We start from the raw sequence: 23,902 nt of genomic DNA on the forward strand, positions 1-23,902 counted from the left end.
TTGCTCCTCCTTATCGGTTAAAAACCATCATCGTAATCATCGTCTTCTTCAAAAGTTGACGACGCTTTTTCTGCAGCAGGCGCTATTTTTCCTTTTTGAGACTGGACAAAAATCAATGCAATCAAGATGCCAAAAATCGAATAAGTTACCATGGTGATTTCCAGTGAACTTAAAACCACACTCATGAAATAAGCTAGGAAGAAAAAGACCATATAATCTTTACGGCCAATGACATAGACCGTTGTCGCAATCCCGATTGCCGCTAAACCACCACCAACAACTTCTAAAATATGAATAACTACAGTTCCTTCTAATGCATTGATTACATCAGCGATCAGTGGGGCACCAAAATAAAGCGAGATAAAAATCAGCGGTACATATAGAATAAATGAAGCCAATGTCGGGTATAAAATAATGGAACGGCTCATTGCTTTGGCATTAAGATCTTCTACTGCTTTATCCGTATATTTTCCTAAGAAGGTATTGATAAAGAACCGGAACTGATATAGGTAACTTCCTAACAAACCAACCGGCACTGCTACGGCAATCGCGGCTTCTGCAGGAAGATTCCCAAGTAAAGCCACGGGCACAGCAATCGCTGCGGCAACTGATGGTTCTGCTGGCATTGACCCGCCCGGAGCAAAAACCCCCATATAGATCATTTGCAACGCTGCAGTAACGATCATCGCTTGTTTGACATCCCCCATCACTATGCCGACGATCAAGCCGGTCATTAATGGCGAAAATCGTAAAGTCAGCGTTGCGCCTCCACCGAGCCAACGAGACATGACTGCTGCCACCCATAAAGCAATCAGTAAACTTTGTGTAATGCTCAATGTATCCATTTTTTGCTCCTCCTATACATCTTTCAAATAAGTTTCTAACGCATAAATAGCTTCTTTCAAACGTTCTTTGTTGACTTCGACCGGAATCAGATGAACTTTTTCTTTCGAATCAATAAAAGCTACCAACTGATCGATCACTTGCTCGTCTTTAGGATAGATTTCCATTTGGTGGAGGCTCATTGGTAGATGTAACTCTTGATAGAATGGCAGCAGCTGATCAATCGCTGCCCATTTTTCTTCAAGAGCTAATTGATAGAACATCCCATAAGCAACCTTTTCTCCGTGAAGAAAGCGGTGACTCTCAGGCAAATATTTACTGATGGCATCATGCATCGCATGAGCCGCAGCATTCCGGGCGTATTTGTCACCTAAGCCCCCGACCATACCAGCGACAGCTATAATGATCTCAGACAAATGACAAAAGGCATCAGTGACTTCTTGCTGTTCCATATCTGTAATGGCTTGCTTCGATTGAGATAAAATCGCTGTTTCACATAATTTGGCTGTATAGCCAGCCATCTGCAAGAATGGTTCGTCTTGGAGATGTGGCTGAGCAAGGATCGCTTCGGATTCGATCCATTTCGCCAAGGTATCAGCCAACCCAGCGATAAAGTAGTCCACCGGTGCATCAATGACTAAAGTTGGGTCAGTGATCAAAAAAGCCGCCTGTCTCAAATAGTGCTCCGTTTTCCCTTCTGCTTCTCCTGACTCTTTGTACATTACCGATAACGGTGTCCAAGGAGCACAGTTGCTCGCTAATGTGGGAATCAATCCGAATGGCAAATTGGTTTTATGGGCAGCATAACCAACTAAATCCGCCAATTTCCCGCCACCAACGCCGAGAATAAAATCAATTTCTTTTTCTTGCGCAATGTTTTCAATCAATTCAGTCCCATAATAGCTGCATTCGCCAGTATAACGATGGTAAAAAATTTCTATGGGCAGTGACTTCAAAAACGTCATTTTTGGTTGTGCTTTTTCCCACGAAACAGTCCCATGAACAATCAACAATCGTTTTACTTGATACTCGGCTAGCACCGTTGGGACAAAATCAATTGCTCCTTCATGATAGCGATACACTTGTGGACCTACCTTTACCTTTAAATCTGTTAACATCTCTTTCACACTCCTTTAAACTGCTAGAAATTTACTTTGTGCTTGTACAGCGCGATCTGGTAACAATCCTTTGGTAATTCTCTCGATGTCCGTCACACATTTATTGCCCATTTCTTCTAAACACTCTAATGTGTAAGCAGAGGTATGTGGCGTCATCACGACATTGTCGAAGGCAAGATAAGGATGGTCTTTGCTTCCTGGTTCTTCTTCCAAAACATCTGTTGCTAAACCAGCGATTTTCCCACTTTTCAACCCGCTTACAATGGCAGCTTCATCTAGTAATGCTCCCCGTGCACTATTCGAGAGATAGACTTTATCCTTCATCTTAGCGACTTCAGCAAAGGAAATCATATGGTAGTTTTCTTCTGTTAAATTCGCACAAAGACAAATGATGTCTGATTTGGCCAATAATTCATCTAATTCCACTTTTTTGCCACCAAAGCTCTGAATATGCAGTGCTGATTTGTACGGATCATATGCCAAAACATCACAACGGAAGCCATTTCTTAAAATCTCCACTACACAACTTCCTGTATTGCCTACCCCAATAACGCCAACTGTTTTATTGAACAATGCTCTGCCGACAAAATCTGCTCGTTTTTCCCATTGGTCGGCGCGCACTTGCGTCATTGATTCCACAGTACAACGCAAGAGTGCCAGTAAATTCGTTACATTGTTTTCAGCCACCGCATCCCGTTCCACCAAAGCAGGGATGATTGAAACAATCGTTTGATGTTCTTTCGCTGCTGCCAAATCAATGTTGTTATACCCGATTCCATGCCGTGTGATTAGTAAGAGTTCATCCTTATTTTCAAAAAATTCTTTTGTAAAAAAAGGGGTCACACTAGCGATGATGATGTTATAACCCGCCAATGCTTTCGCCAACTCTTTGCCACCGATCTCACTGTCGAAGGAAAAGTAGTTCACTGGTCCAATCGCTTGCAAGCGTTGGATATGCTCTGGAAACACTTTGCCAAAACTGCTTGAATTCACCACAGCGATCTTGAAATTTCCCATTGATTCGCTCCTCTCTTAGCTTCTTATGACCATCTCATGGTCGCTAGATCCATTTTTTATCCACACATCTTTTTCCAAAAATCGTTTTCTTGTGAAATATTTATCATGAGTAAACTCACGGCGTCTGCAACTACCACCAAATTGATCGCTAGCGCAATTTATTCAGTCTATTTTGCTGTCTTAGGATTACCAATCTTATCAGTGTGCCTTGTTAGCAATGGGATTTCAAAAATTATTCGAATGTTTCTAGCAATCAGTAATGAGTAAAGCGAGATTTCAAGCCAACTGGTACGAAATCAAATCCAGTTCGACGTTGGCTTCCCAATTGACCCTTTCTTCATTGCCTCTCACTTGCTTCGATGCCATTGGCGAACAGCTTGCAAAAACACCTGATTTTGTAACCAAGTTAACTGTTTTGCCATCAACACACCCCGATAACTAAGTTGCCCAACAGAAAAGCGGTTTCATTTCATCAGCGAAAAAATGAACAGTCAGTAGTTAGAATCTTTCTTATTTGAATCCCCCTTTCAATCAAGCTGGCTCTAACCCTTGACCGTGATTCGACTGATCGCTTTTCCTGTAGGTAACATCGGCTAAAGTCTACGTTTGGCAGGTATCGATGTGCTTCACTCAATGCTGGCTGAAACTAGATCGATTCCTTTTTTACCGTAGTTTCTTTCACTGATCCTGCAAGGTCGCCCCTTCCCCTAAGTCGCTTTGCTCTTTGAGCTTGAGACACATTCTCCATTTTCCAAGACCGATAAGCTCGCCTTTATGATAGCGCCTCCATTCCACACCTTTATTATACAAAAAAATATTTTTTTGTAAATAGAAAAAATAAAAATAATTTTTATTTGCATTTTTTTCGCAAAAGAGGTACTTTAGAGGTAAAGAGATGTTGTTATTAAAAAGGAGGTAGAAGCTTTTGACTGTCTCGATTCGCTTGCAAATAAAAACGCTTTATAAAGATCTCAGTCTTAAAGAACAAGCAATTGCCGACTATGTGTTAGAAAACCCTAGTAAGGTCTGCCACAGTTCGATCAGTGATCTCTCAAGTGATTTGGGCATTGCTGATTCCACGTTTTTCCAATTCACAAAAAAACTCGGTTACAATGGGTTTAAGGACTTCAAAATGGCGATGTTGATGCAAGAAAGCGAGCTTGCCGCCCTCTCAATCCATGAAAATATCGAGAAATCGGACAATGAATTGACGATTGCACAAAAAGTATTCGATTCGATCATGACGACGCTCACGGACACTAGAAAGTTATTAAAAGAAGAGGATCTTCAGAAGGCCGCAGCAATGATCAATGAATCCAATCGGCTTTTCTTCTTCGGGGTGGGTGGCTCTGAGATTGTAGCCACAGATGCTTATCACAAATTTTTGCGCTCTTCGATCTCTGTCTTCCACAGTGCAGATTTTCATATCCAATTGATGGAAGCGGCGGTACTAACACCAGATGATTGCGCCTTTTTCATCTCCCATACCGGAAAATCACGAGAAACGATTGAGTTAGCCAACGTTGCTAAGAGCAACGGTGCCAAGATCATCGTTGTGACCAGTCATGCGGCTTCCCCTTTGGCAAAACTTGGCGATGTCGTCTTAATTTCAATTTCACAAGAAATCGAGTTTCGGTCAGAGGCACTTTCTTCTCGGATTGCCCAGTTAAGTATCTTGGACTCCCTCTATGTGATCGTGATGTTTCTTAACCGTGAGAAAGCCCAACGCTCGATTGCAAAAATTAGACGTTCCATCTCAACAGCAAAAGAAACCTAACAGAATAGAAAGGTTGTTCTCTTGTGGATATTTTTGCTTAATGAACATACGGCAATTAATCCGTAAGAAGGGATGAAAATTTTATATGGTTTTATTTGCCTAAACTATGATTGCCTTCCCAGAATGTAGCGGAAGGCATTTTTTGTACAAAAAATTGTTTAATCAGCCACCAAAACGAGAAAACCTTCGTGCAATCTATAAAGATTCTCAGACACAATTTTCAACAAAAAAAACACTTTCCATCTTAGCGGAAAGTGTTTTCGAAATCTCCATTTCTTACCATCTTTTGGAGACAACTTCTGCCCCGAATGGCATCAATGCCAGTTGGGCTAGCTTTAAGGATTGTGCTGCAAATGGAATGCCAATGATAGTGATGGCAAGAATGACCGCACTAGCTAAATGACCTAAAGCCAGTGGCACACCAGAAAAAATCAGCCATAATATATTGAGAATCAAGGAAGTACCACCACCTCGGTAGACGATTTCTTTGCCAAAAGGTGCTAATGACAAGCTGGCGAATTTAAAGCACTGCAAACCGATTGGAATCCCAATAATCGTGATGCACCAGAGGCAGCCTGCTAGAAACCATGAGATTGCGCCAATCAATCCACCAAAAATAAACCAAATGAGATTGCCCAGAAAATTCATTTTGCTTCCTCCCTTCTTCTCGTCTAAAAAACTGTACCATAAACGCAAGTTGAAATTTTTTTTACCTAAATGAGGCGTGTGCAAGCAAAAAAACAGATGCTTGGCCTTTTTCCTGGCTATGTTATCGTCACAGCTCTAATTAGCAACGGTTCAAGCTTTCATTCCTATTGTCCAGAATCAACCGTTGATTCGCTGCTGTTATTTGATTCATTTGAGTCATTGCCGAAGACACCGGTGATCGAAGACCAGATGCCGCTAAAGAAGCTCTTGATATTTTCCCAAAGCCCCTTAGAGGTTTCTTCGATTTGCTTGCGGGCTTCTGACAGATCCAATTCTTTGATGAAGTCATCGAAGATATTGTTGTCTCGCATGTCGCTCATCAAAGAGGTCAATTCAGAAATTTGATTTTCCGTAACGATTCCTTCCAGTCCGTTGTCCTTCAAGGCTTTTTCTACTGTCTCTTGAATATCTGCTTGAGTCAATTCCGTACCATCTGCGGTTTGAGCAGCCAAATCGGTTTTCGCTTGTTCTTGCGCAGCATTCAAAGCTTCATCGGAATAGCCTTCTTTGTCTTTGTTCTCTTCGGTGATCGTAGAAAGCACATCCATCTCATCTTGAGCTACAGCTACTCGATTCTGATTGATGACGCCGCCTGATTCTTCAACGATTTTGTAAACCCCAGCTAAAGCACCGGAACCGTCGATCGGTACAGCAGAAGCAACCGTTAACTTCGCATCAGTGATCCCTGCCGTCAGCGCCGCATTTTGATACTGGGCTGCGGTGATGCGGGTAATGTTATCTGGTGTCGCGATATCGACAGTGATTCCTGCCCCGCTTTCTAGCGTCTGCATTCTGACCGAGCTATAGACCGCCCAATCTGCGGTAAAGCCACCATCGGGAATGTATTTCATCAAGTCAGCACCGTTTGTCGTATAAATCGGTGTTTCGCCTTGAATGCCCAGACGTTCAAGTGTGTAGTCTTCTTGTGCTTTCGTCAAGGCATTTCCGATCGCCACGGCATTGACTTGCAAACGATCTGAACTGCTGTCAGAGGTACTTGTTTGACTGTCGGTAGTGGCTGTCGTTGCGGTAGAACTGCTTGTTGCAGTGGAACTGCTCGTCGTTGAATTGGTTTCGTCAGCAAAACCTTGTGGTGCTGCTAATAAAACTTGGCTAGATACCAAGAGAGTCGCTAAAATCATCGCTGGTTTTCGAGTCTGTTTTTTCATCACTATATCCTCCAAGTGTTGATCTCTTTTTCAGGGATTTTTCCCTCTTACTGCTGTTATTGTACTATAGGTTTTCTTGCAAAGCCTACGTCTAGGGTCTGAAATGAAGAAAAACTTAGAACTCTGCTGCTATTTAAAAAAGGCGCAATTTGGTATTATCCTTGGTACAGCAATACTTTAGGCGCTTTTCTTTTCATCAACTGTTTTTTTAGCAAACCCAACAGCATAGGATTTTAAACGGCTGCCCACTTTCCTCAAGCCGAGAAAGGCTCCCGTTAAAACTATCGTATAAAAGAACAACGGAAACCCTCCTAGTGAAAAAAAGACTTTCCCGGATTCCAGAAACAGCGGGTGACTCAGAAAGATCAATCGACTAGCCTCAGCTGCTTGTTTTGCTTGCCAAGTCCGCTTTTGTGGTTGCTGCTTGATCAGCCAAGCAAGGAAAAAAAGAGTCGTCGGCACAAAGAACAGCATGAAATTCTTATCGTCCCCCTGATTGAAATACACGAGTCGACCTTCAATGCCTAATAAGCAAAGAGAGACCGCGAATTTTCTGCCAAGATGCTTCGTGAAAAAAGGACGTTTCTGGTGTTCACCTAAACAAAACCCGCACAGCAAAAAAAGAAACCCATAAAAAAGACCGTTTCTCGTTGTAAAAAATAGGGTCCGATAATTTTGATAAAATACCAATAAAGGTCCACTTAAATAACTGCTGTACGTTTCAAGACAGCCAATCAAATACAAACTGATCGCCAGTAAAAACTGCCACCGATAGCCAAGAAAGCGGGTTTTCCTTACTAACCACATGCCAAAGAGCAACGCTGGAAAATACCAAAGATGGTACCAGACCCCTACTGTTAAAAAGCCAGCAGCCAAACCGATGACCCGTAATGGATCGGCAAGATTTTGCTGTCCTAAATAAAACCAGCCTAAGGGAAGATACACGATCGACCAACGCAAATAAAGCTTGAGTTGTCGTTTGCACCATTGCTGCCATGAACAGGTGCTCTTTTGAAAAAAATAGCCATTCAGCAGGAGAAAAAAAGGAACCGCCAAACGACATAAGAGACTCTTTAACAAAAAATGAAGCCCGTTGTTTTCTGCCAGTCGACCACAGTGAACGAGAATCACCAGCAAGGAAGCGAAGAATTGGATATAGCCAATTGGAACCATAGGTTGTTTTGTCTTCATTCGATCGTTTCTCCTTTCTCCGTCAAATTTGATCAAACATACTTCACTCTACTGGCCCTTTCTTTTTATGACCAGCACTGAAAGCTTCCAGGATAGAAAGACAGTGCAACAAGTAGAAACATTGATAAATAAAGGATGTTACCCTTTGTTGCATCACTAATTTCAAAGATCCTCGTTCGCATAGAAAAGAGTTTGCTATAATATGAGAAGAATGATGGAGGCAAAACAGACACATGGATATTGGGAAAATTATTAAAGAAGAACGCACCAAACGAAATCTCACGCAAGAACAATTGGCGCAGGAATTTTTTGTCACTCGGCAACTGATTTCAAAATGGGAAAACGGCAAGAGCTATCCTGATCTAGACCAAGTAGTTAAGCTGAGCAACTATTTTGAATTGACCTTGGACTATTTATTAAAAGAAGACAAACAGATGGTCCAAGAACTCAATCTGACCACCCACCGCAAACGAATTGGCCTCGTATTGATCGCCCTTTTGACTGTTCTCAGTATTAGCTTAAGTACGATTTTGCTGGCAGGATTTTGGATCGATCCAGTCTTTTTCACAAAAGAAGACCTAACGATCACTTCTATTAAAAAGTACCACTTGCCTGCCACTGAGATAACGAATCAGGAAACCGGACAAGTGATTCAGCTGCCTGAAGATATGGAATACTTGATCACTTATACGATCGATCGGCCAATGGTAAAAACGGGCCGTCTATCGGGTTATAAAGAATACAGCAGCGAAAATGCCAGCCAATTAATGGTTTCGGGTTATCACGGTTTTCATTTTGGCACGCAAACAAGCAAAATCGTCATTCGCAGCAATCGCGAAGACAATTTAGCTGCACCAGAATTAAATGCAAACAAGGATCTTTATCTTCGTAATATGAATAAAGCACGCGCCTATCAAAAATCTGCAGCAGGTGACGCATTTTCTATCGAAGACGAAGGCGATCTCCTCTTTACTGCAGAAGAACTGGAACAATTACCCTTTGAACAAGGACAACTGCCAGAGTAAATAAAAACCACCGAATCGTTTTGATCGGTGGTTTTTTGCTGACTTCTTATCCTAGCAAGATCATTGCGATCGCCGCCAAGGCGTTATTGAGAAAATGCATGGCGATGGCTGTTTCTAGACGCTTAGTTTTTACATAAATAAACGCCATGATCAGACCCATAGCACCGTAGATCAAAAACTCGACCAGGTTGGTGACGGAATGGATGATACTAAAAACGGCTACACTTGAAATGATCCCGACTATCGGGTATTTCTTGAATAAAAGGCCGATAAACCCACCACGGAAAACGATTTCTTCCATGATTGGCGCCGCCACAGCGATCAATAGGAAGATCAAAAGCGGATTTTCGCCTGTAAACAGTTCCCCTAACAATGCATCATTCGCGGTCGCCTCTTGATTGGATATATGCTGCAGATACATGGTACCACCAACAGCAACGACTCGACCTAAAACAAAACCACCGATGATCCATAGCCAGTTGCGCTTCGTTGACCAGCCAAAGTCAAAGGTGGCAAGTCCTAGCTTCCGAGCCAAATACATCAGTAGGCCAATGTTTGCCAAAAGCAAGGCAATCAACCCGTAGCTCATCATCGCAGGAATCCTCGGCTCTCCTGCTTCCAAATAATAGATTTTTACCACACTGAATACGGTCATCCCTACTTGACTTAGTAAGAATAAGCCAATCAAAATAAATAAGTTCTTTACTGCTTTCATGCTCTCCTCCATCGTTTGCTCATTGCATTTTGCAGGATTGGGTTACGACAAATCATGACACAGTCCATCACTTGGTTCCCCATATATCCAGAAACTACTTAGCCGCTATCGGCTTGTTTCTAATGATACTGAGTTTCCTCAGTATTTACAACAAATAAAAAATAAAAACAGTTATTTTGCGTATTTTATCCAACAAACCACGTTTTTTCTTTCGCTGCCCTCAAAAAATATAAGTAGTGTTTGAAAAAAGCGCTCTCTTATGCTACACTGTTCCTACTTTTGTTTGGCTGACGAACCGCTGCCCCAACCATGTTCGTTTGGACCAACTCGTTGCGAGTATTCGATTTCGAATGCTCTTTTTGTCGCGTTTGTCAAAAGAAAGTGAGTGAATCCAAATGATCCAAGTAGAACACCTCAGCAAGACCTTCCAAGTGTCCAAGCGAAAAAGCGGCTTTCGCCAAGCAGCCAAAGCATTTCTTTCTCGTGAAACCACCACCGTCCATGCGTTGCAAGACATCAGCTTTACCATCAATGAAGGCGAAATGGTTGGCTACATCGGGCCTAATGGTGCTGGAAAAAGTACCACCATAAAAATCATGTGCGGGATTTTGACCCCTGATCAAGGCATTTGTCACATCAATGGTCGTACGCCTTGGCAAGAGCGTATTCAACATGTCAAAGACATCGGCGTCGTCTTCGGGCAGCGCAGTCAACTCTGGTGGGATGTCCCCGTCAATGACAGCTTTGATTTGATCCGTGATATCTACAAAGTCGACGCTGCTAGTTATCAGCGCAACCTAGAAGAATTAGTCACCTTACTAGATTTAGGTGAGATCTTAAAAACCCCTGCTCGGTCCTTGAGTCTCGGTCAGCGTATGCGCTGTGAGATCGCCGCCTCCTTACTCCATGACCCCAAAATCTTATTTCTTGATGAACCCACCATCGGTTTAGATGCTGTATCAAAGATTGCCGTGCGTCAGTTTATTAAAAAAAGAAACCAAGAAAAAGGCACCACAGTCATCCTGACGACCCACGATATGCAAGATATCGAGGCGCTGACACAGCGAATTCTGTTGATCGGCAAAGGGCAAATTTTGCTGGATGGTCGCCTCGATGAACTAAAGCATCGTTTTTCTGATGTCAAAACGCTGGAGATCGACTATCAAGGGAATGAACCTCATCTGCCAGAAAACGTCCAGCTGCTTCAAAAAGACGTTGGTCGCCTTGTTCTGAAACTTAATCCCAAAGAAGTGTCGGTCGCTCAGCTGCTCAGTCTGCTCAGCAATCAAGTCGAGATCACCGATTTGGCCGTTGCCAGTATCACCGCCGAAGAAATGGTCGCTAAGCTGTATCAGGAGTATCAAATATGAGGAAGTATCAGGCATTTTTCCGCATTCGCTTTATCAATACCTTGCAATACCGCTCGGCGGCAATTGCCGGGATGGCTACGCAACTAGCTTGGGGCTTGATGGAAATTCTGGCATTCCACGCCTTTTACCAAGCAGATCCTAGTGCCTTTCCCATGACCTTTCAACAAACCGTCTCCTATGTTTGGCTCCAGCAAGCCTTCTTGTCTTTATTTATGTTGTGGTTCTTTGAGGCAGAAATTTTCAATACCATCACCACAGGGACGATCGCCTACGAACTTGTGCGGCCGATGGATCTATACAATCGCTGGTTTTGCCAATCGGCTGCCAATCGCTTAGCAAAAGCCGTCTTGCGTTGCGGACCGATTTTTGTGATTGCCTTTTTACTGCCAGCACCTTATCGCTTGATTCTGCCAGCAAACATCGTTGCCCTGTTCTTGTTTCTTTTGTCTATGGCGCTGAGTTTAGGTGTAGTGATCGCTATGTCGCAGCTGGTCTATATCTCGACTTTTTACACATTATCCTCCATCGGGGTGCGGATCGTCATCAGCTCCATCGGTGAATTTTTAGCTGGCGGGGTCATTCCTCTGCCTTTCTTTCCACAGCCTTTTCGCCAATTCGTGGAACTATTGCCTTTTGCTTCCATGCAAAACGTCCCGCTGCGAATTTACAACGGGGATCTGACTGGCTTTGCGCTTGTTTCAGCATTGCTCTTACAAGCGTTTTGGCTCGTACTTTTGATCGTGATCGGAAAAATTTGGCTGCAGCAGGCACTCAAGCGTGTCGTTGTGCAAGGAGGTTAAGGAATATGGTTTATTGGCATTATTTTTGTATTCATCTCAAAAGTCAGATGCAATATAAAGTTTCCTTTGTGTTAACTGCTTTGGGACAATTTCTAGGTTCCTTTACTGCTTTTTTAGGCATTTGGTTTATGTTTACCCGGTTTCATCAAGTGGATGGCTTCACCTTTGAAGAAGTCTTGCTTTCCTTTGCGACGGTTTTGTTTGCCTTTTCGATTGCGGAATGCTTCTTTCGCGGGTTCGATCTTTTTCCACAAATGATCAGTAATGGCGAGTTCGATCGGGCACTCGTGCGCCCTCGCTCCTTGATCTTTCAAGTCTTAGCTTCCAAAATGGAGTTCTCTCGTCTCGGTCGTTTTATTCAAGCCTTGCTGTTGTTTGCTTATGCGATTCCCAATAGTGGAATTACTTGGCATTTTGGAAATGTCCTGACTCTTTTTCTAATGATCGTCTGCGGCGCCCTCTTTTTCGCCCTATTGTTCTTAGTGTATGCCGCCATTTCCTTCTTTACGATCCAAGGACTTGAATTTATGAATATTTTTACCGATGGTGCCCGAGAATTTGGCCGCTACCCATTTAGTATCTACGGAAAACACGTCTTGCGTTTGTTGACCTACGTCGTGCCGATGGCTTGGTTTCAGTATTATCCATTCTTGTATGTCATTGGTCGGGTAACTAATCCTTGGTGGATCTTATCACCGTTGGTTTGTCTGCTCTTTGCCTTTCCCGCCTTCTTCTTTTGGCGAGTAGGTTTGAAGAATTATATTTCTACGGGTTCGTAGAACAAGCAAGAAGCCCTTATAGACATCAATCATTGAAGACGCATCCTCTAATGATTGGTGCTCTTTTTCTTTTCGATAATTGTAAAATTGCTCAGTCGCTTTTTATTTGAGCAATCACGTCACTGATATACTGTAAATATTTATCCCCTTAAAGACAAAAACTGGCTAGGAAAAGCAAGCAATCTCTGGTAAGATAAATAAAAACATAAAAGAGGACCAGTTATGGAATATTTAGCGATTTTACTTGTTTTCTTTCTATTGAATGTAGTGATACTTGTACTTGGATTGAAGAAGAAACGAATCATGCTGCTTTTTCTGTCACTCTCTGGTTTATTGTTGGTTTGCTTGATTGCCATTTCTTACGTTTTCTTCTATTCAAATACACTTTAAGTTGTCAAAAACACGGGGAGCTGGCTACGAACCTACCGAAACAAACGAGGCTGTTTTAGTCATTACACCCGATTTAGAAGCTATTAGACACACACAATTTGTGTCCACCTTCAAACAAATCGCTGTTCTTTTGCTCTTTATCAAGTCTAGCGAAAGCAACATATGCACCTTTGATGTCGGTGATATCGTCCCCATCTTCGCAGCAACCTTTGTGGATGCCGTGCGTTCGCCGATCACTCTTCCAAGTCCGAGGTAGAACGATGTACCACTTATGTTTTTTTGCAAAGTAGATAGACAGTGGCTACAGGCGACCAATCAGTCGTAACCGACAAGTTTATTAAAATCACACGAAAAAACCAGAACCTCCGAAAGGATCGTTCTGGTTTTTTCGCTGATTTGATTATCTAGAGAAACGACCTAAATCACTCTGATTCTAGCCAAATTTCTGAAAGAGAATTATAGAAGGATTCTCCTAGCTGATCCGTCATCGGCGCTGTTTTCTCAATTTAACAATAAAGCGAAAAAGCGGATTCTACGCTTTTTTCGGTCCTTTCGTCACTTCCCAAACAGCTTCTGCTGCTAATTTCCCAGAAGTCAATGCCCAGGCATTATTGGCACCAGATGGAGAGTCTGATCCCATGACGCCTCCCACAACTTCACCTGCAGCATAGAGCCCTTTAATGGGCTGGTTTTGCTGATTCAAAACTTGCAACGAACGATTGACCGCTAACCCACCAAGCGTAGTCGCAAACCGAGGCTTTTGTTCGATAAGATAATAGGGACCTGCACCAATCGGTTCTTGCAAGTATTCAGGTGCACGGTGAAACTCTTCGTCGCTTCCTTGCGCTACCTAGTAGTTAAAATTATCCACTGTTTCGATCAGTTGTTCTACAGGCATCTGCGCTTTGATGGCTAACTGTTCTAACGTGGCAGCTTTAAGAATACGAGGTGTGACCTTTCCTTCTTGCGCAATCCAACAAGCCAGCTCTTCACTGGTGATTCCGCCTTCTGCTACACCTTGGCTGAAATGCTCAAAGTGTTTGCCGTCTAGCAATAAATAAAGCATTGGCGAGCGTTGTCTTAATAATGCTTCTAATACTAGCTTATTGCTAGCTCGCTCATTTACTACCCGCTTTCCAAATTGATTCACTAGAATACCGTTTTCTTTCAACACGATCAGATTGCCACCAATCGTTGATTTCGCCACCCCTTGAGAAATTTCCAATCCATTGGGATAGATTTTTCCTTGATCCATCGCTCGCGTTTGTGCCTTTAAAGCAGGAATGGTTGCCATCAACAGACCATCGCCGGTGGCAGATTTTGGTCCATAATACAAAATTTGCTTGAATCTTTCCTTGAGTAAAGAGGCATTATTCCCATAGCCACCGGTTGTCATAATGACTGTTGAGGCATAGATCATATGTGTTTTCCCTGATTCTTCAAGGGCTTTGACGCCTATGACATTATTTTGATCATCTACTAGTAGCTGTTGGGCTTTCGTTTGGAGCAAGACCCGAACCGCACTATTCTGTAGTGTTTTACGGACGGTCTGGGCAAATCCAGCGCCGCCCCCTTGATAAGCAAGTTCGCGATTTTTTTGATATTCTGGTAGGACGTGCAGACCTTGCTTCATATCGTAGGCTACACCTAAGTATTCATGGACCCAATCTGTGGTTTCTCCTACGTTCTCAGCGAAAAGGGTCAAAAGGTTTCGATCGTTCAGCCCATTCCCGTTTTCCAGAAAATCAGCCACCATTGCTGTCGGTGTATCATCTTTTACACCAGCAATCTGTTGTAGTTTCGAACCAGTCACGATTTGGTTTCCACCACTAATAGAGATCGCTCCACCCACAAAACTTAATTTTTCCAGTAAGATGACCTTTCGTTCTAACTGATCCGCTCGCAATGCAGCAGCAAGCCCAGCAGCGCCTGAGCCAATGATCACTACATCAACTGCTTCTTCAACCACTTCTTCTGACCAAGCCACGACTGGCTTTGGCCGTGCTTTGAGGACCTCTACATCGGCGCCTGCAAGTTTTACCGCTTCTTCCACCCCTGCGATCACCCCTTGACTGGAAGCAGAAGCACCAGAAACAGCATCGACATTCAGCGTTTGTCCTTCAATGATCTGTGCCGGAATTCTCGTAAAGACTAAATCAGATAAACCTTCAGATTCATTGCCTTTATCAATCGTAATCTTTTCAATCGTTTCCTTTGAAAAAGTCACTTGCATTTCAATCGGACTATTGTGTCCTTGGGCTTGTACAAGATATGTCCCTGGTTGGTAAGCGACTTTCCGCTTTTGGAGTTCTTTCAAGCGTTCATGCTTTTGTTTCTCCTCTTCTGGATCAATGACCATATCTTCCATAAACTGCCACAATGGTGTTGGGATTTTCAACTCACTTTGCGCATGACTAAGAGCAAAATGACGAACAACTTTCTTCTCGGCGATCATCTGAACCCAATTAGGTTCGACTAAAAATCCTTTCCCGATGGCAAGCAAATCGTAGCCAATTTTCAGTGCTGCTTCTGCGTCTTCTCGTTGCAAGATAGAGCCCACTCCTATAATCGGAATAGTCGAAAGTTCAGGCGAACGCATTGTTAAAAACTTCACAATCAATGGCTCGCTGCTCTCGTTATCAATAATAGAACTGCGATGATAGGTTCCCATTGAAAAATGAAGGTACTCTGGCTTGCTTTTCGCTAGTTGATTCAAAAAGTACATCGTTTCTTCAAAACAAATCCCAGGCTTTTCCATTTCTTCTGGCGAAAAACGATAACCGATAACAAAGTCTTCAACCGATTCTTCTTGACGGATCCGCTGTACTTCTTTTAATACGGCTAATGGAAAGTGCGCTCTTTTTTCCAGACTGCCTCCCCAATAGTCGTTTCTGCGATTTGAGTGAGGCGAGAAAAATTGTTGGATCAAAAAGGTATTCGCACCATGTATCTCCACACCATCGTAACCAGCTTTGATCGCACGCCTAGTCGCGTCTCCAAATCGTTGAATCATCGTTAGGATCTCATCATTACTCATTTCTTTCGGAACAGGTGCGTTTGGTCGTAACGCTGCGACGGGACTTGCGCAAATCGGTTGTACTCCACCATTGTACTCAGGCCATGCCATTCGTCCAGCATGATAAATTTGCAGGATCGCTTTCGAGCCTTTTTCTTTGATGGTTTTTGCTAATCTAGTGAGCCCAGCAATTTTCTTGTCTGTATCTACCCCGAGTGCTCCCGGAAACCCACGCCCATGTTCTTCGATAAAGCAGCTTTCTACGATCACTGCCGCAGCTGCACCGGCACGACAGCGATAGTATTCAATGATCTCTTCCGTTATTTCACCATCGTAAAAAGCAGATTGAGTTGTCATAGGTGCCATAACGAGTCGATTTTTAAGTTCAACGCCAGAAGATAGTTTGATCGGTTCAAATAATTCTTTTTTCATAAAAATCAGTTCCTTTCAAATAGCTTGCTTCGTCAGACCGCATGTATTAAGGCATCACGAAATACACCCATCTTTTTCTAAAAATCAGAAAAGGATGAGTGCACTTCTTATTCAATTGTTTTCTATTTCATTTCCCCGTTAGTTTTGGTTTTCCGGCCGAGAATTGATGGCATACTGTTTACGCCCACCAGGTTTTGGTACTTGATCCCCCATCATGATCCCAAAACCGCCTTCAACACGTAATTCGTGCCCGTTCGTATAATCGGAACGTTCGCTGGCTAAGTAAAGGACTGCATTAGCAATGTCTTGCACATCGCCGATTCGCTTATTGGCAGTTAAACGTTTCCGCCCCTCTTCAACTTCTGGGTCTGCATAAAAGCTTGCGGATAAAGGTGTCTTCACAAAGCATGGCAAGACACAATTGCTGCGAAGGCCGTACTGCCCCCACTCTGCAGCCATTTGTTTCGACATCATATTAACTCCAGCCTTACTTGGGCTATACGCACCAGAATATGTTTCAGGGCTGATTGAGGCAATCGTTGAGACATGCACCATCCGCCCTGATTTTTGTGCGATCATCACTCGCCCGATTCTTTGAGAAACCAAGAAGTAGCCGTTTAAGTTGACGTCGATCACTTGTTTCCATTCCTCAAACGGTAGATCTTCAAGCAATGAAAACTTCAAAATAGCCGCTGTGTTTACCAAAACATCAATGCGGCCAAAATCTTCTTTGACCTTTTCTGCCAATGCATCTACCTGCGCTTCGATCGTCGAATTGCAAACATAGCTGTTTACTTTCACACCAAATTGATCTGCTAGCTGTACTGCATAGTTGGCAAGGTTTTCCTCATGTAAATCAACTAATGCAAGTTGTGCGCCTTGATCAGCAAAGTCCTGTGCGATTTTTTTCCCCATACCGCCTAAAGCGCCGGTAATGACTACGACCTCATTCTTAAGATTCAACCAAGATTGCTCCATCATTTATACCACCTCTAATATTGTTATATTCTTCACTAACAATATACCTTGATATGAGCAGAGAAACTAATTCTTTTTTTCCATTGATCAATAGCTTCTGTGAATGGTTTGTTCCTTTAACGCAGTCGTAACGAGCGCTTGAGCGAGCTCAGGATTTTTACAATAGATTATGCAGCTAGCAAACAATGTAGGGGAATTTTCCAGCTGATAAAACGTCTGTACAAAAGATGCAGCAGCGATCTCACTCAAGGAATAGAGACGTGCCTGTTTTTTCAAAAAACCTATCTGATAGTGCAGTTGTCTTTGAATGGTCCAGAGATTTTTACGATATTCCAATACATGAAACACTTCATGCATGAAAACCAATTCCGTAAGTGTCGTCGCAGGAAGTAATCGGCTTAATTGCTGCGCTTCGATAAAATGCTGCGCTTGCGCCAAGAAATTGCGATCAATCATAATATGATCTGTTTTTTTATAGACAGCAAAGGTATAGCACTCCTGTTGCGCTTGCGCTTCAGACAATTCATTGATCTTTAATGAATCAATGATTCCTTGCAATTCTTGAGGATGCGCTCGATACCAGAGGGCTTCTTGCTTCCCTATGCTTTCAGCAGTTTCAATAAAGGACTCTGCCTGCGCAGGATCAACTTTGGCGTGAAGGGGGTCTTGTTTGAGCAGCTGCAGGTGAGGATTGGTTGCTTGAGACCATAGGTGTAAAAATTGTTGGCAAAATTCTTCTACTTTCACGGATCTCATTCCTTCCTTGGCCTACTGCAAGCGGTTCGCAGCAATAATAATAATCTCTTCTGTACCAATCAACTGACTTAATTCAATATCGATCAACATCATCAATTGGGTATAATCTGTCGAACTAAAATCAAAGAGACGCGGTCCAGCACAAATATAAAAATCTGGCCGGATGACTAGATCACTTTGGTAGTTCGCCATACTTTCCCAAAGACGAGCGATTTGTTCACTATAACTTTGGATCGTCGTTTTCACGACATCTGCATGGTCTCTTTGCACGCGAATAAAGCCTCGATGATCAATGACACAAACACGATCGCCTTTTTTTGTCGCTGCGCCATAAACATAAAAATGTTCACTTGTAGCACAAGGAACCACGTTTTCTTTAGCAACTTGCAGCTCAGCATAGGCAATGTCTTGCGCTTCTTCACGGTTAATTTGGTTTTGACGCTCAGCGGCTTGAGCAGCTGTGGCACCGGAGGCTCGCGCAGTAATTTTTTGCGTTTGAGGATCGATTTCAATATAGACTTCAATACTATCAGGCGTTGCCCCACTCTCGATCGCCAAAGTAGCTGCTTCTTGCTTGATTGCTGCAATATCCGCTTTTGTTGGATTCGGGACAATTCGTTCCACCACGTCTTGAACGACGGATAACGCCACACCGATCGATGAAATCACTTCAGCATTTTCAGGTATTTTATAATTCAGCGACAATTGTTTCGCTGCATGTTTGATCAGTGAAGAGACGCCTCCTCCTACACCTACTAAAGTCATTTGGTTAGGCTCTAATTGATACTTGCGGGCAAAAGATTGAATCACAGGTGCTATTTTTTGGACTGCTTGATCCAATATTTGCTGTGCGACATCCTCCACCGTCGTTTCTAAGTACTTCGCTAAAGGCTGCATGGCTTTTCTGGCCGAATGGGCATTGCCATAGGAAAAATCATCCTTTGTGACATATCCTAAGACATTCGCTGCACAAGAATTCGTGATCGTAATTCGTTTCCCGTTAGCAAGTTTGATTGCAACATAATCTGCTGGGTCACCTTCTTTTGGTGCATAAAGCTCCAATTCTGGTGCAACGATCTCTTCTTCTGGCAGATACGTACTATATTCTAACCCAGCGATATGGGCACTTCTTGGGCCGACGTCTATCACGCCTTTTTTGTTCACTCGAACCATACTGCCGCCAGCCACACCTAGGACGCGAACATCTAATGAATTGACATACGTCTTATGGCCTGCAATCTCTGAGTAATCGATGACTGGCCGACCATTTTTGATCACGCCAAGATTCGTAGAAGTTCCCCCTACTTCAAAATAAATACCGTTCGACGTTCGCAGATACATCAATGCTCCCATCACGCTGGCTGCTGGACCAGAAAGCATCGTTAGCACCGGTCGTTTTTTCATTTCAACAATGTCCATCAACCCGCCATCGCCCCGCATGATCATCAGTGGTACATCCACACCTGCTTGGCGAACACTATTTTCTGTTGAATTTGCCGTTTCCAGCATCGTTGGCAAAATCGATGCATTGATTGCTGCGGTACGGGTTCTCCGGGATAACCCATATAGTTTGGTCATCTCCGACGCCAAGGTTACTTCGATGCCCTTTCGTTTGGCTACTTCAGCGATTCTTTCTTCTGTTTGTAAATCATCTACACCAAAAGCTGCTGAAGTCACGATGACCTGAGCTTGTGCCTGTTGTAGTTCTGCTAATGCCGCTTCGATTGTTGCTTCTGAAAGCTCTTTTTTAGGAATAAAGCGAGCAACGACTTCAATACTTCTTCCCGCACCTAAATCAATGTCTTTTAATGCCGTTTGCCACTTTGCCAGCCAACCTTCGACGCCGCCCTTTGCTGTACTGATAATGCCGACCTTCGCTACATCTCCTTCTAAGAGTGCATTGGTGGCTTGGGTTGTGCTGTGAGCGACAAAGACCACTTCATCTGGCTGGATCTGATTTTCGGCTAAACACTTAATAAAAGAGGCCACTACACCTTCTGCAACCCCTTGCTCACTTTTGTGGGTCGTTTTTACAGATGACTTTCCAATCACCTCTTGCGTGTCATTGTTGATTGCGACAGCTTTCGTATGAGTTCCACCCACATCAATGCCAATTCGGACACTTCTTCTCATTTTTTTCACCTACTTTTTTAAATCGGGCTATATAACAGGAACGTCGCAATTTCAAGAACCAGCGAAATGACGACTCCTGGTAAAAAAGCAACCTTCATGTAATCTTTCGTATTGATATTATTGAAGCCTAATCCCCAAGCATTCCAAGAAATGGTCAAATCAAAATGACCCATACCGATCATATTAGAAATGAACAACGGATATAAAAACGTCACAGGATAATTGGTTTGATTGCTGATTACTGCTAATAACGCTGCCCCACAACCAATCAAAGAAAGTGGCCCGCGAAACCAGGTCAAGGGAGCTAAAAAACCAAAAAGCAAACAAAGCGCTAAGGGATGCGTCGGAATGATTCCTCCTAGCAATGATTCAAAATAAGGTGCAGCGAAGGTTGCAGCTGCATTGAACATCGCAAGGGTCATCCAAAAGGCAACTAAGGTCGCAGTATCTTTGACCCCATCTGCAAAAATACGTGTCAAAATCTGAGAATCTTTTCTAAACCCATCCTTTAAAACACCACAAATCCACAAGGCATAAAGACTCGCACCAATAAAACAAAAGATCACTGGAAATTGAAAGATGATGACTCCTACGACCGGTATAAAAGGGGTAAGTAACGCCAAACTAGGAACGTCTTGAACTTTCGGTTCTTCTCCAACCGCCCAAGCATAGGTCAAACTTTCTACTCTCAAATACCCAATAGCAAAAATCGAAGAAACCAGAATCATCACAAAGAAAGCCAATAATCCAAACGAAAAATAATCATTATAGGTGTAATCAACCCCACCATTCACATTGCCAAAAAAGGCTTGATACTGTGTGAAATTGATTGGATTTAAGAAAACACCTGCTGCAACGGAAGCCGAAAAACTAAAGAATGCCACGACTTTAGGAATACCAATCGAAAATAAAATTGGCAATACGATCACGGCGATCGCGATGACAGATCCGGCACCTGACATGGATGAAAAGATAAAGCCGGTAATCAAATTGACAATTACTAGAATAATCGCTGGGCTATCCCCACCTAGTTCCACACTCTTACGAATGATAGTTGCCGCAATGCCCGTTTCCAACAAGATCCTACCAAAGAATGCTCCTACAAAAATATTCATTTGTGAAGCCCCCCAGCGCTCTGGCGCCTGTTGATAGACCTGTGCCAGCATCTCGGTAAAAGGGAGGTTTTCAAATGCCGGATTGGGTGAAATGACATTCCCTATAAGAGGCAACAACACCCATAATGTTGCCATAACGATAAAACCAATCATCAGGTTATATCCTTTGATACAATAAAAAACCATGCCACCAAATGACACTACTAGTAATAAGCCAATCAAGCTATCCATTCTTCTTCTCCTCCATACAAATTACGCCGTTTGAACCTGCAGCCAGATACGCGAAAGCCGCCGTTTAACAAAAGCGAAAAAGGAGGAAGTGGTTGTCCACTGTCCTCCAGGACGTTTAGTCCTTTAATTTATCAAATGCGCTGTAGCCAAATACTCTTTTGTGTTGCAGTAACAAATAAACCATCATGACGATCGCTAAAACCGCAGCTGCGAGTAATAAGCCCATCATAATAAAAATCGCTTGCGTTTCTCCTACTGACCGAGTCATGGAAGCAACGATGTAAGGTAAAAAGGTACTTGCTAAGCCCATCCAAGTATAGTAGATCCCGGTATTTCGACCTTTTGGTCCAGGGCAAAACATTTGTCGTACCCCTAGCCCAGTTTGCAACGCCCCTCCGGCAGCAAAGAAACCCAAGAAGGCGATACTGATATAAATCACTACGACATGTTGGATCACTAATACCATCCCTAACGCAAGAGCGATGAATACCGTATCAATAAACAAGACTTTTAAGGGATTCCAACGCAATTTCCCCATCATTACTGCCCAAAACAAAACAGCCACCATTGAGCCAAAAGTATAGATTGATGTTAGCCCTGCTGACTGCATCTCAGTCAAACCAGCATTCGTCAAACCAAACGCTTTGGTATACTGTTGGGCGCCGTACATGATGAACATACAGATGAAACCAAAGAACATTGTGAAGAAGTTAACGACCATATTCGGCTTAACAAGCATTTTGGCCTTCATTGCCGCAATTTCTTCTTGAACCGCATTCGTTTCTTTTCCATCAACGGTTGCCGCTTTTTCTTTCATCATGTCATCATAGGCGAATGGCGCGATAGCTGCTAAAATCGTGCAGACGATCGATAAGACTAATGGAATAATAATCCCCATCGACTGATTCCCAGACCCGATGAAATTTACCACAAGTAAGGGATAGATAACCCCTGACAAAGAAACAAAAAACTTGATCCCAATCATTGCTGAAGCCGCATATTTCGGTGCTGCTTCTTGAGAAGCGGGATACAATGCAGCATCCCAGAAACCAGAAGTCGCCACCCCTGCGATAAAGGCACAGACAGACGCGATCACCATATTCGTCGTCAGTAACAGACCTAAAAAGCATAGCGTATACAAAACAGCCCCCATGACCGCCATTTTTTTGCGTCCCACTTTATCCGAAATTTCTCCACCAATCCAGACGGTCAAGAATTTCCCTAATCCGGTCGCAGTGATGGCCAACGATACCGCAGCGGCTCCTGCAGAAGCATCGGTATAGCCCCATTTATCCGAAAAATAAGTCGCATTTTGGCTTAAAATAATAGCTTGGATCCCATGAGTGAAATAACACATATAGACAGTTGCCAGTGACAAAATATACTTTTTTGCTCTCATTTGTACGCTCCTTATAAAAGAACATCCAGCTTTCCTACGAAAATTTCCCTGATGGTATTTCGTAGGAAAGGGATACTCGGTCCCTAGTTAGTTTGCTCTGACAGGCAGTTCCTTGCCAGTAAACAGTTTAAAGGCGGCTTTTCCTTGTCCCACCAGCATTCCTTTTCCACCCACGGTCTTACAACCTTTTGCGCTGGCATCTTTCAATAACTGGGTCATTGGTGGGTTATAGATCGCATCAGCCACCGTCAAATCTGCATGCAGTACCTCTGTGTCTGCAATCGGTGTCGCTGTATTTCCTTCACCCATTCCAACAGTCGTTGCATTCACTAAACAATCGGCTCCTTTTATTTTTTCAGCAAGTAACGCTTGATCCGTCAGATCATAAATATCAATTACTAGATCAGGGTAATATTCTTTAATGCGAGCAACGGTCTCTTTGCCTTTTTCATAAAACGCATCTTTGATGTTGAATATCGCAATGGAGGCTGCGCCTTCGATCGCCAATTGGACTTGGATCGCGGTGGCAGCTCCACCAGCTCCGATCACAACAAATTTTTGATCTTTCATTTTTACATCGTGTGCTTGCAGATTATCAACAAAGCCGACACCATCGGTAATATGGCCGACGAGCTTGCCTTCATCATTGACGATGGTATTGATCGCACCAACCATTTTTGCAGCCGGCGTCAATTCATCCATGTATTCTGCCGCTGCCGTTTTGCAAGGCATCGTGACATTTCCACTCATTTTGAAGGTTCGAAATGCCTCGATCGCCTGGGCGACTTGGTCTTCTTTAATGTCAAAAGCTAAATAAACTGCATCGATATCAAGCTGGTCAAAGCCATAATTATACATGGCTGGCGAACCAGAATGCCCAACAGGTGTACCGATCAATCCTAAGAGCTTCGTTTTTCCCGAAATTTTTTCGCTCATCGTA

General features: G+C 43.2%; 21 protein-coding genes and 1 pseudogene. 8 read left to right on the forward strand and 14 right to left on the reverse strand.

Annotation, left to right across the window (positions count from 1 at the left end; translation table 11 throughout):
* Nucleotides 1-17: 17 nt before the first annotated feature.
* Genes IGJ01_RS13760 through IGJ01_RS13770 form a run of 3 tightly spaced genes read right to left on the reverse strand, consistent with a single transcriptional unit; the run spans nucleotide 18 to nucleotide 2,978 of the window.
* Nucleotides 18-845, reverse strand: a complete 828-nt coding sequence (locus IGJ01_RS13760; protein WP_087664627.1) for a PTS mannose/fructose/sorbose/N-acetylgalactosamine transporter subunit IIC — start codon at nucleotides 843-845, stop codon at nucleotides 18-20.
* 12 nt (nucleotides 846-857) lie between these two features.
* Nucleotides 858-1,961, reverse strand: coding sequence for an iron-containing alcohol dehydrogenase family protein (locus IGJ01_RS13765; RefSeq protein WP_034878352.1), 1,104 nt, complete (start codon nucleotides 1,959-1,961; stop codon nucleotides 858-860).
* 15 nt (nucleotides 1,962-1,976) lie between these two features.
* Complete coding sequence (locus tag IGJ01_RS13770) at nucleotides 1,977-2,978, reverse strand: D-isomer specific 2-hydroxyacid dehydrogenase family protein (protein ID WP_005234045.1); 1,002 nt, start codon at nucleotides 2,976-2,978, stop codon at nucleotides 1,977-1,979.
* A gap of 105 nt (nucleotides 2,979-3,083) precedes the next feature.
* On the opposite strand from IGJ01_RS13770, the gene IGJ01_RS13775 reads away from it, so the two are divergent.
* The 3 genes from IGJ01_RS13775 (at nucleotide 3,084) to IGJ01_RS13785 (ending at nucleotide 4,755) form a co-directional block, all read left to right on the forward strand.
* Nucleotides 3,084-3,245 carry a hypothetical protein gene (locus IGJ01_RS13775; RefSeq protein ID WP_430601181.1) on the forward strand — a complete coding sequence of 54 codons (162 nt, stop codon included), beginning with the start codon at nucleotides 3,084-3,086 and terminating at the stop codon, nucleotides 3,243-3,245.
* The gene (locus IGJ01_RS13780; RefSeq protein ID WP_430601182.1) at nucleotides 3,238-3,420 is read left to right on the forward strand and encodes a hypothetical protein; all 183 of its coding nucleotides are present in this window, start codon (nucleotides 3,238-3,240) and stop codon (nucleotides 3,418-3,420) included. Before IGJ01_RS13775 ends, IGJ01_RS13780 begins: the two co-directional genes overlap by 8 nt.
* 483 nt (nucleotides 3,421-3,903) lie before the next feature.
* Nucleotides 3,904-4,755: a MurR/RpiR family transcriptional regulator gene (locus IGJ01_RS13785; protein ID WP_005234042.1), complete on the forward strand. Its 852-nt coding sequence runs from the start codon at nucleotides 3,904-3,906 to the stop codon at nucleotides 4,753-4,755.
* Nucleotides 4,756-5,031: 276 nt separating this feature from the next.
* Here IGJ01_RS13785 and IGJ01_RS13790 read toward each other — a convergent pair whose 3' ends face one another.
* The 3 genes from IGJ01_RS13790 to IGJ01_RS13800 all read right to left on the reverse strand — a co-directional run bounded on the left by IGJ01_RS13790 (nucleotide 5,032) and on the right by IGJ01_RS13800 (nucleotide 7,823).
* Nucleotides 5,032-5,403: a YccF domain-containing protein gene (locus IGJ01_RS13790; protein ID WP_087664625.1), complete on the reverse strand. Its 372-nt coding sequence runs from the start codon at nucleotides 5,401-5,403 to the stop codon at nucleotides 5,032-5,034.
* Between the two features lie 164 nt (nucleotides 5,404-5,567).
* Nucleotides 5,568-6,632, reverse strand: a complete 1,065-nt coding sequence (locus tag IGJ01_RS13795; RefSeq protein ID WP_430601183.1) for a DUF1002 domain-containing protein — start codon at nucleotides 6,630-6,632, stop codon at nucleotides 5,568-5,570.
* A 177-nt stretch (nucleotides 6,633-6,809) separates the two neighbouring features.
* Nucleotides 6,810-7,823 (reverse strand): acyltransferase family protein, encoded by a 1,014-nt coding sequence (locus tag IGJ01_RS13800; protein WP_430601184.1) that lies wholly within the window; start codon nucleotides 7,821-7,823, stop codon nucleotides 6,810-6,812.
* A 233-nt stretch (nucleotides 7,824-8,056) separates the two neighbouring features.
* Between IGJ01_RS13800 and IGJ01_RS13805 the strand changes: the two genes are divergently transcribed.
* Nucleotides 8,057-8,848 (forward strand): helix-turn-helix domain-containing protein, encoded by a 792-nt coding sequence (locus IGJ01_RS13805; protein ID WP_430601185.1) that lies wholly within the window; start codon nucleotides 8,057-8,059, stop codon nucleotides 8,846-8,848.
* Between the two features lie 46 nt (nucleotides 8,849-8,894).
* Here IGJ01_RS13805 and IGJ01_RS13810 read toward each other — a convergent pair whose 3' ends face one another.
* Complete coding sequence (locus IGJ01_RS13810) at nucleotides 8,895-9,563, reverse strand: CPBP family intramembrane glutamic endopeptidase (protein WP_430601186.1); 669 nt, start codon at nucleotides 9,561-9,563, stop codon at nucleotides 8,895-8,897.
* Between the two features lie 395 nt (nucleotides 9,564-9,958).
* Between IGJ01_RS13810 and IGJ01_RS13815 the strand changes: the two genes are divergently transcribed.
* The 4 genes from IGJ01_RS13815 (at nucleotide 9,959) to IGJ01_RS13830 (ending at nucleotide 12,902) form a co-directional block, all read left to right on the forward strand.
* Complete coding sequence (locus IGJ01_RS13815; protein ID WP_016612782.1) at nucleotides 9,959-10,933, forward strand: ABC transporter ATP-binding protein; 975 nt, start codon at nucleotides 9,959-9,961, stop codon at nucleotides 10,931-10,933.
* Nucleotides 10,930-11,733: an ABC transporter permease gene (locus tag IGJ01_RS13820; RefSeq protein WP_016621669.1), complete on the forward strand. Its 804-nt coding sequence runs from the start codon at nucleotides 10,930-10,932 to the stop codon at nucleotides 11,731-11,733. The genes IGJ01_RS13815 and IGJ01_RS13820 overlap by 4 nt, the downstream gene beginning before the upstream one ends.
* A gap of 5 nt (nucleotides 11,734-11,738) precedes the next feature.
* Nucleotides 11,739-12,512 (forward strand): ABC transporter permease, encoded by a 774-nt coding sequence (locus IGJ01_RS13825; protein WP_086298045.1) that lies wholly within the window; start codon nucleotides 11,739-11,741, stop codon nucleotides 12,510-12,512.
* A gap of 222 nt (nucleotides 12,513-12,734) precedes the next feature.
* Nucleotides 12,735-12,902 carry a hypothetical protein gene (locus IGJ01_RS13830; RefSeq protein WP_005234033.1) on the forward strand — a complete coding sequence of 56 codons (168 nt, stop codon included), beginning with the start codon at nucleotides 12,735-12,737 and terminating at the stop codon, nucleotides 12,900-12,902.
* Nucleotides 12,903-13,434: 532 nt separating this feature from the next.
* Here the strand turns inward: IGJ01_RS13830 and IGJ01_RS13835 are convergent.
* The 7 genes and pseudogenes from IGJ01_RS13835 to aroE form a co-directional block, all read right to left on the reverse strand.
* Nucleotides 13,435-16,350, reverse strand: a pseudogene (locus IGJ01_RS13835) (FAD-dependent oxidoreductase).
* Between the two features lie 138 nt (nucleotides 16,351-16,488).
* The gene (locus tag IGJ01_RS13840; RefSeq protein WP_176273509.1) at nucleotides 16,489-17,328 is read right to left on the reverse strand and encodes an SDR family NAD(P)-dependent oxidoreductase; all 840 of its coding nucleotides are present in this window, start codon (nucleotides 17,326-17,328) and stop codon (nucleotides 16,489-16,491) included.
* Between the two features lie 87 nt (nucleotides 17,329-17,415).
* On the reverse strand, nucleotides 17,416-18,084 hold the full coding sequence (locus IGJ01_RS13845) for a hypothetical protein (protein ID WP_430601187.1): 669 nt from the start codon (nucleotides 18,082-18,084) through the stop codon (nucleotides 17,416-17,418).
* A 12-nt stretch (nucleotides 18,085-18,096) separates the two neighbouring features.
* Nucleotides 18,097-20,217, reverse strand: coding sequence for a hydantoinase/oxoprolinase family protein (locus IGJ01_RS13850; RefSeq protein WP_430601188.1), 2,121 nt, complete (start codon nucleotides 20,215-20,217; stop codon nucleotides 18,097-18,099).
* 17 nt (nucleotides 20,218-20,234) lie between these two features.
* Nucleotides 20,235-21,563: a hypothetical protein gene (locus IGJ01_RS13855; RefSeq protein WP_005234027.1), complete on the reverse strand. Its 1,329-nt coding sequence runs from the start codon at nucleotides 21,561-21,563 to the stop codon at nucleotides 20,235-20,237.
* A gap of 115 nt (nucleotides 21,564-21,678) precedes the next feature.
* The gene (locus IGJ01_RS13860; protein ID WP_429968803.1) at nucleotides 21,679-22,962 is read right to left on the reverse strand and encodes an MFS transporter; all 1,284 of its coding nucleotides are present in this window, start codon (nucleotides 22,960-22,962) and stop codon (nucleotides 21,679-21,681) included.
* 87 nt (nucleotides 22,963-23,049) lie between these two features.
* Nucleotides 23,050-23,898, reverse strand: coding sequence for a shikimate dehydrogenase (aroE, locus tag IGJ01_RS13865; RefSeq protein WP_008380533.1), 849 nt, complete (start codon nucleotides 23,896-23,898; stop codon nucleotides 23,050-23,052).
* Nucleotides 23,899-23,902: the final 4 nt, after the last annotated feature.

The organism is Enterococcus sp. AZ089, from assembly GCF_050547225.1.
In the GTDB taxonomy this organism is placed as follows: domain Bacteria; phylum Bacillota; class Bacilli; order Lactobacillales; family Enterococcaceae; genus Enterococcus_D; species Enterococcus_D entomosocium.

What these genes read in the sequence shown, in the direction of transcription:
- IGJ01_RS13760 (WP_087664627.1), bottom strand. Translation starts at nt 845, where the DNA reads ATGGATACATTGAGCATTACACAAAGTTTACTGATTGCTTTATGGGTG.
- IGJ01_RS13765 (WP_034878352.1), bottom strand. Translation starts at nt 1,961, where the DNA reads ATGTTAACAGATTTAAAGGTAAAGGTAGGTCCACAAGTGTATCGCTAT.
- IGJ01_RS13770 (WP_005234045.1), bottom strand. Translation starts at nt 2,978, where the DNA reads ATGGGAAATTTCAAGATCGCTGTGGTGAATTCAAGCAGTTTTGGCAAA.
- IGJ01_RS13775 (WP_430601181.1), top strand. Translation starts at nt 3,084, where the DNA reads ATGAGTAAACTCACGGCGTCTGCAACTACCACCAAATTGATCGCTAGC.
- IGJ01_RS13780 (WP_430601182.1), top strand. Translation starts at nt 3,238, where the DNA reads ATGAGTAAAGCGAGATTTCAAGCCAACTGGTACGAAATCAAATCCAGT.
- IGJ01_RS13790 (WP_087664625.1), bottom strand. Translation starts at nt 5,403, where the DNA reads ATGAATTTTCTGGGCAATCTCATTTGGTTTATTTTTGGTGGATTGATT.
- IGJ01_RS13795 (WP_430601183.1), bottom strand. Translation starts at nt 6,632, where the DNA reads ATGAAAAAACAGACTCGAAAACCAGCGATGATTTTAGCGACTCTCTTG.
- IGJ01_RS13800 (WP_430601184.1), bottom strand. Translation starts at nt 7,823, where the DNA reads ATGAAGACAAAACAACCTATGGTTCCAATTGGCTATATCCAATTCTTC.
- IGJ01_RS13805 (WP_430601185.1), top strand. Translation starts at nt 8,057, where the DNA reads ATGGATATTGGGAAAATTATTAAAGAAGAACGCACCAAACGAAATCTC.
- IGJ01_RS13810 (WP_430601186.1), bottom strand. Translation starts at nt 9,563, where the DNA reads ATGAAAGCAGTAAAGAACTTATTTATTTTGATTGGCTTATTCTTACTA.
- IGJ01_RS13815 (WP_016612782.1), top strand. Translation starts at nt 9,959, where the DNA reads ATGATCCAAGTAGAACACCTCAGCAAGACCTTCCAAGTGTCCAAGCGA.
- IGJ01_RS13820 (WP_016621669.1), top strand. Translation starts at nt 10,930, where the DNA reads ATGAGGAAGTATCAGGCATTTTTCCGCATTCGCTTTATCAATACCTTG.
- IGJ01_RS13825 (WP_086298045.1), top strand. Translation starts at nt 11,739, where the DNA reads ATGGTTTATTGGCATTATTTTTGTATTCATCTCAAAAGTCAGATGCAA.
- IGJ01_RS13830 (WP_005234033.1), top strand. Translation starts at nt 12,735, where the DNA reads ATGGAATATTTAGCGATTTTACTTGTTTTCTTTCTATTGAATGTAGTG.
- IGJ01_RS13840 (WP_176273509.1), bottom strand. Translation starts at nt 17,328, where the DNA reads ATGGAGCAATCTTGGTTGAATCTTAAGAATGAGGTCGTAGTCATTACC.
- IGJ01_RS13845 (WP_430601187.1), bottom strand. Translation starts at nt 18,084, where the DNA reads ATGAGATCCGTGAAAGTAGAAGAATTTTGCCAACAATTTTTACACCTA.
- IGJ01_RS13850 (WP_430601188.1), bottom strand. Translation starts at nt 20,217, where the DNA reads ATGAGAAGAAGTGTCCGAATTGGCATTGATGTGGGTGGAACTCATACG.
- IGJ01_RS13855 (WP_005234027.1), bottom strand. Translation starts at nt 21,563, where the DNA reads ATGGATAGCTTGATTGGCTTATTACTAGTAGTGTCATTTGGTGGCATG.
- IGJ01_RS13860 (WP_429968803.1), bottom strand. Translation starts at nt 22,962, where the DNA reads ATGAGAGCAAAAAAGTATATTTTGTCACTGGCAACTGTCTATATGTGT.
- aroE (WP_008380533.1), bottom strand. Translation starts at nt 23,898, where the DNA reads ATGAGCGAAAAAATTTCGGGAAAAACGAAGCTCTTAGGATTGATCGGT.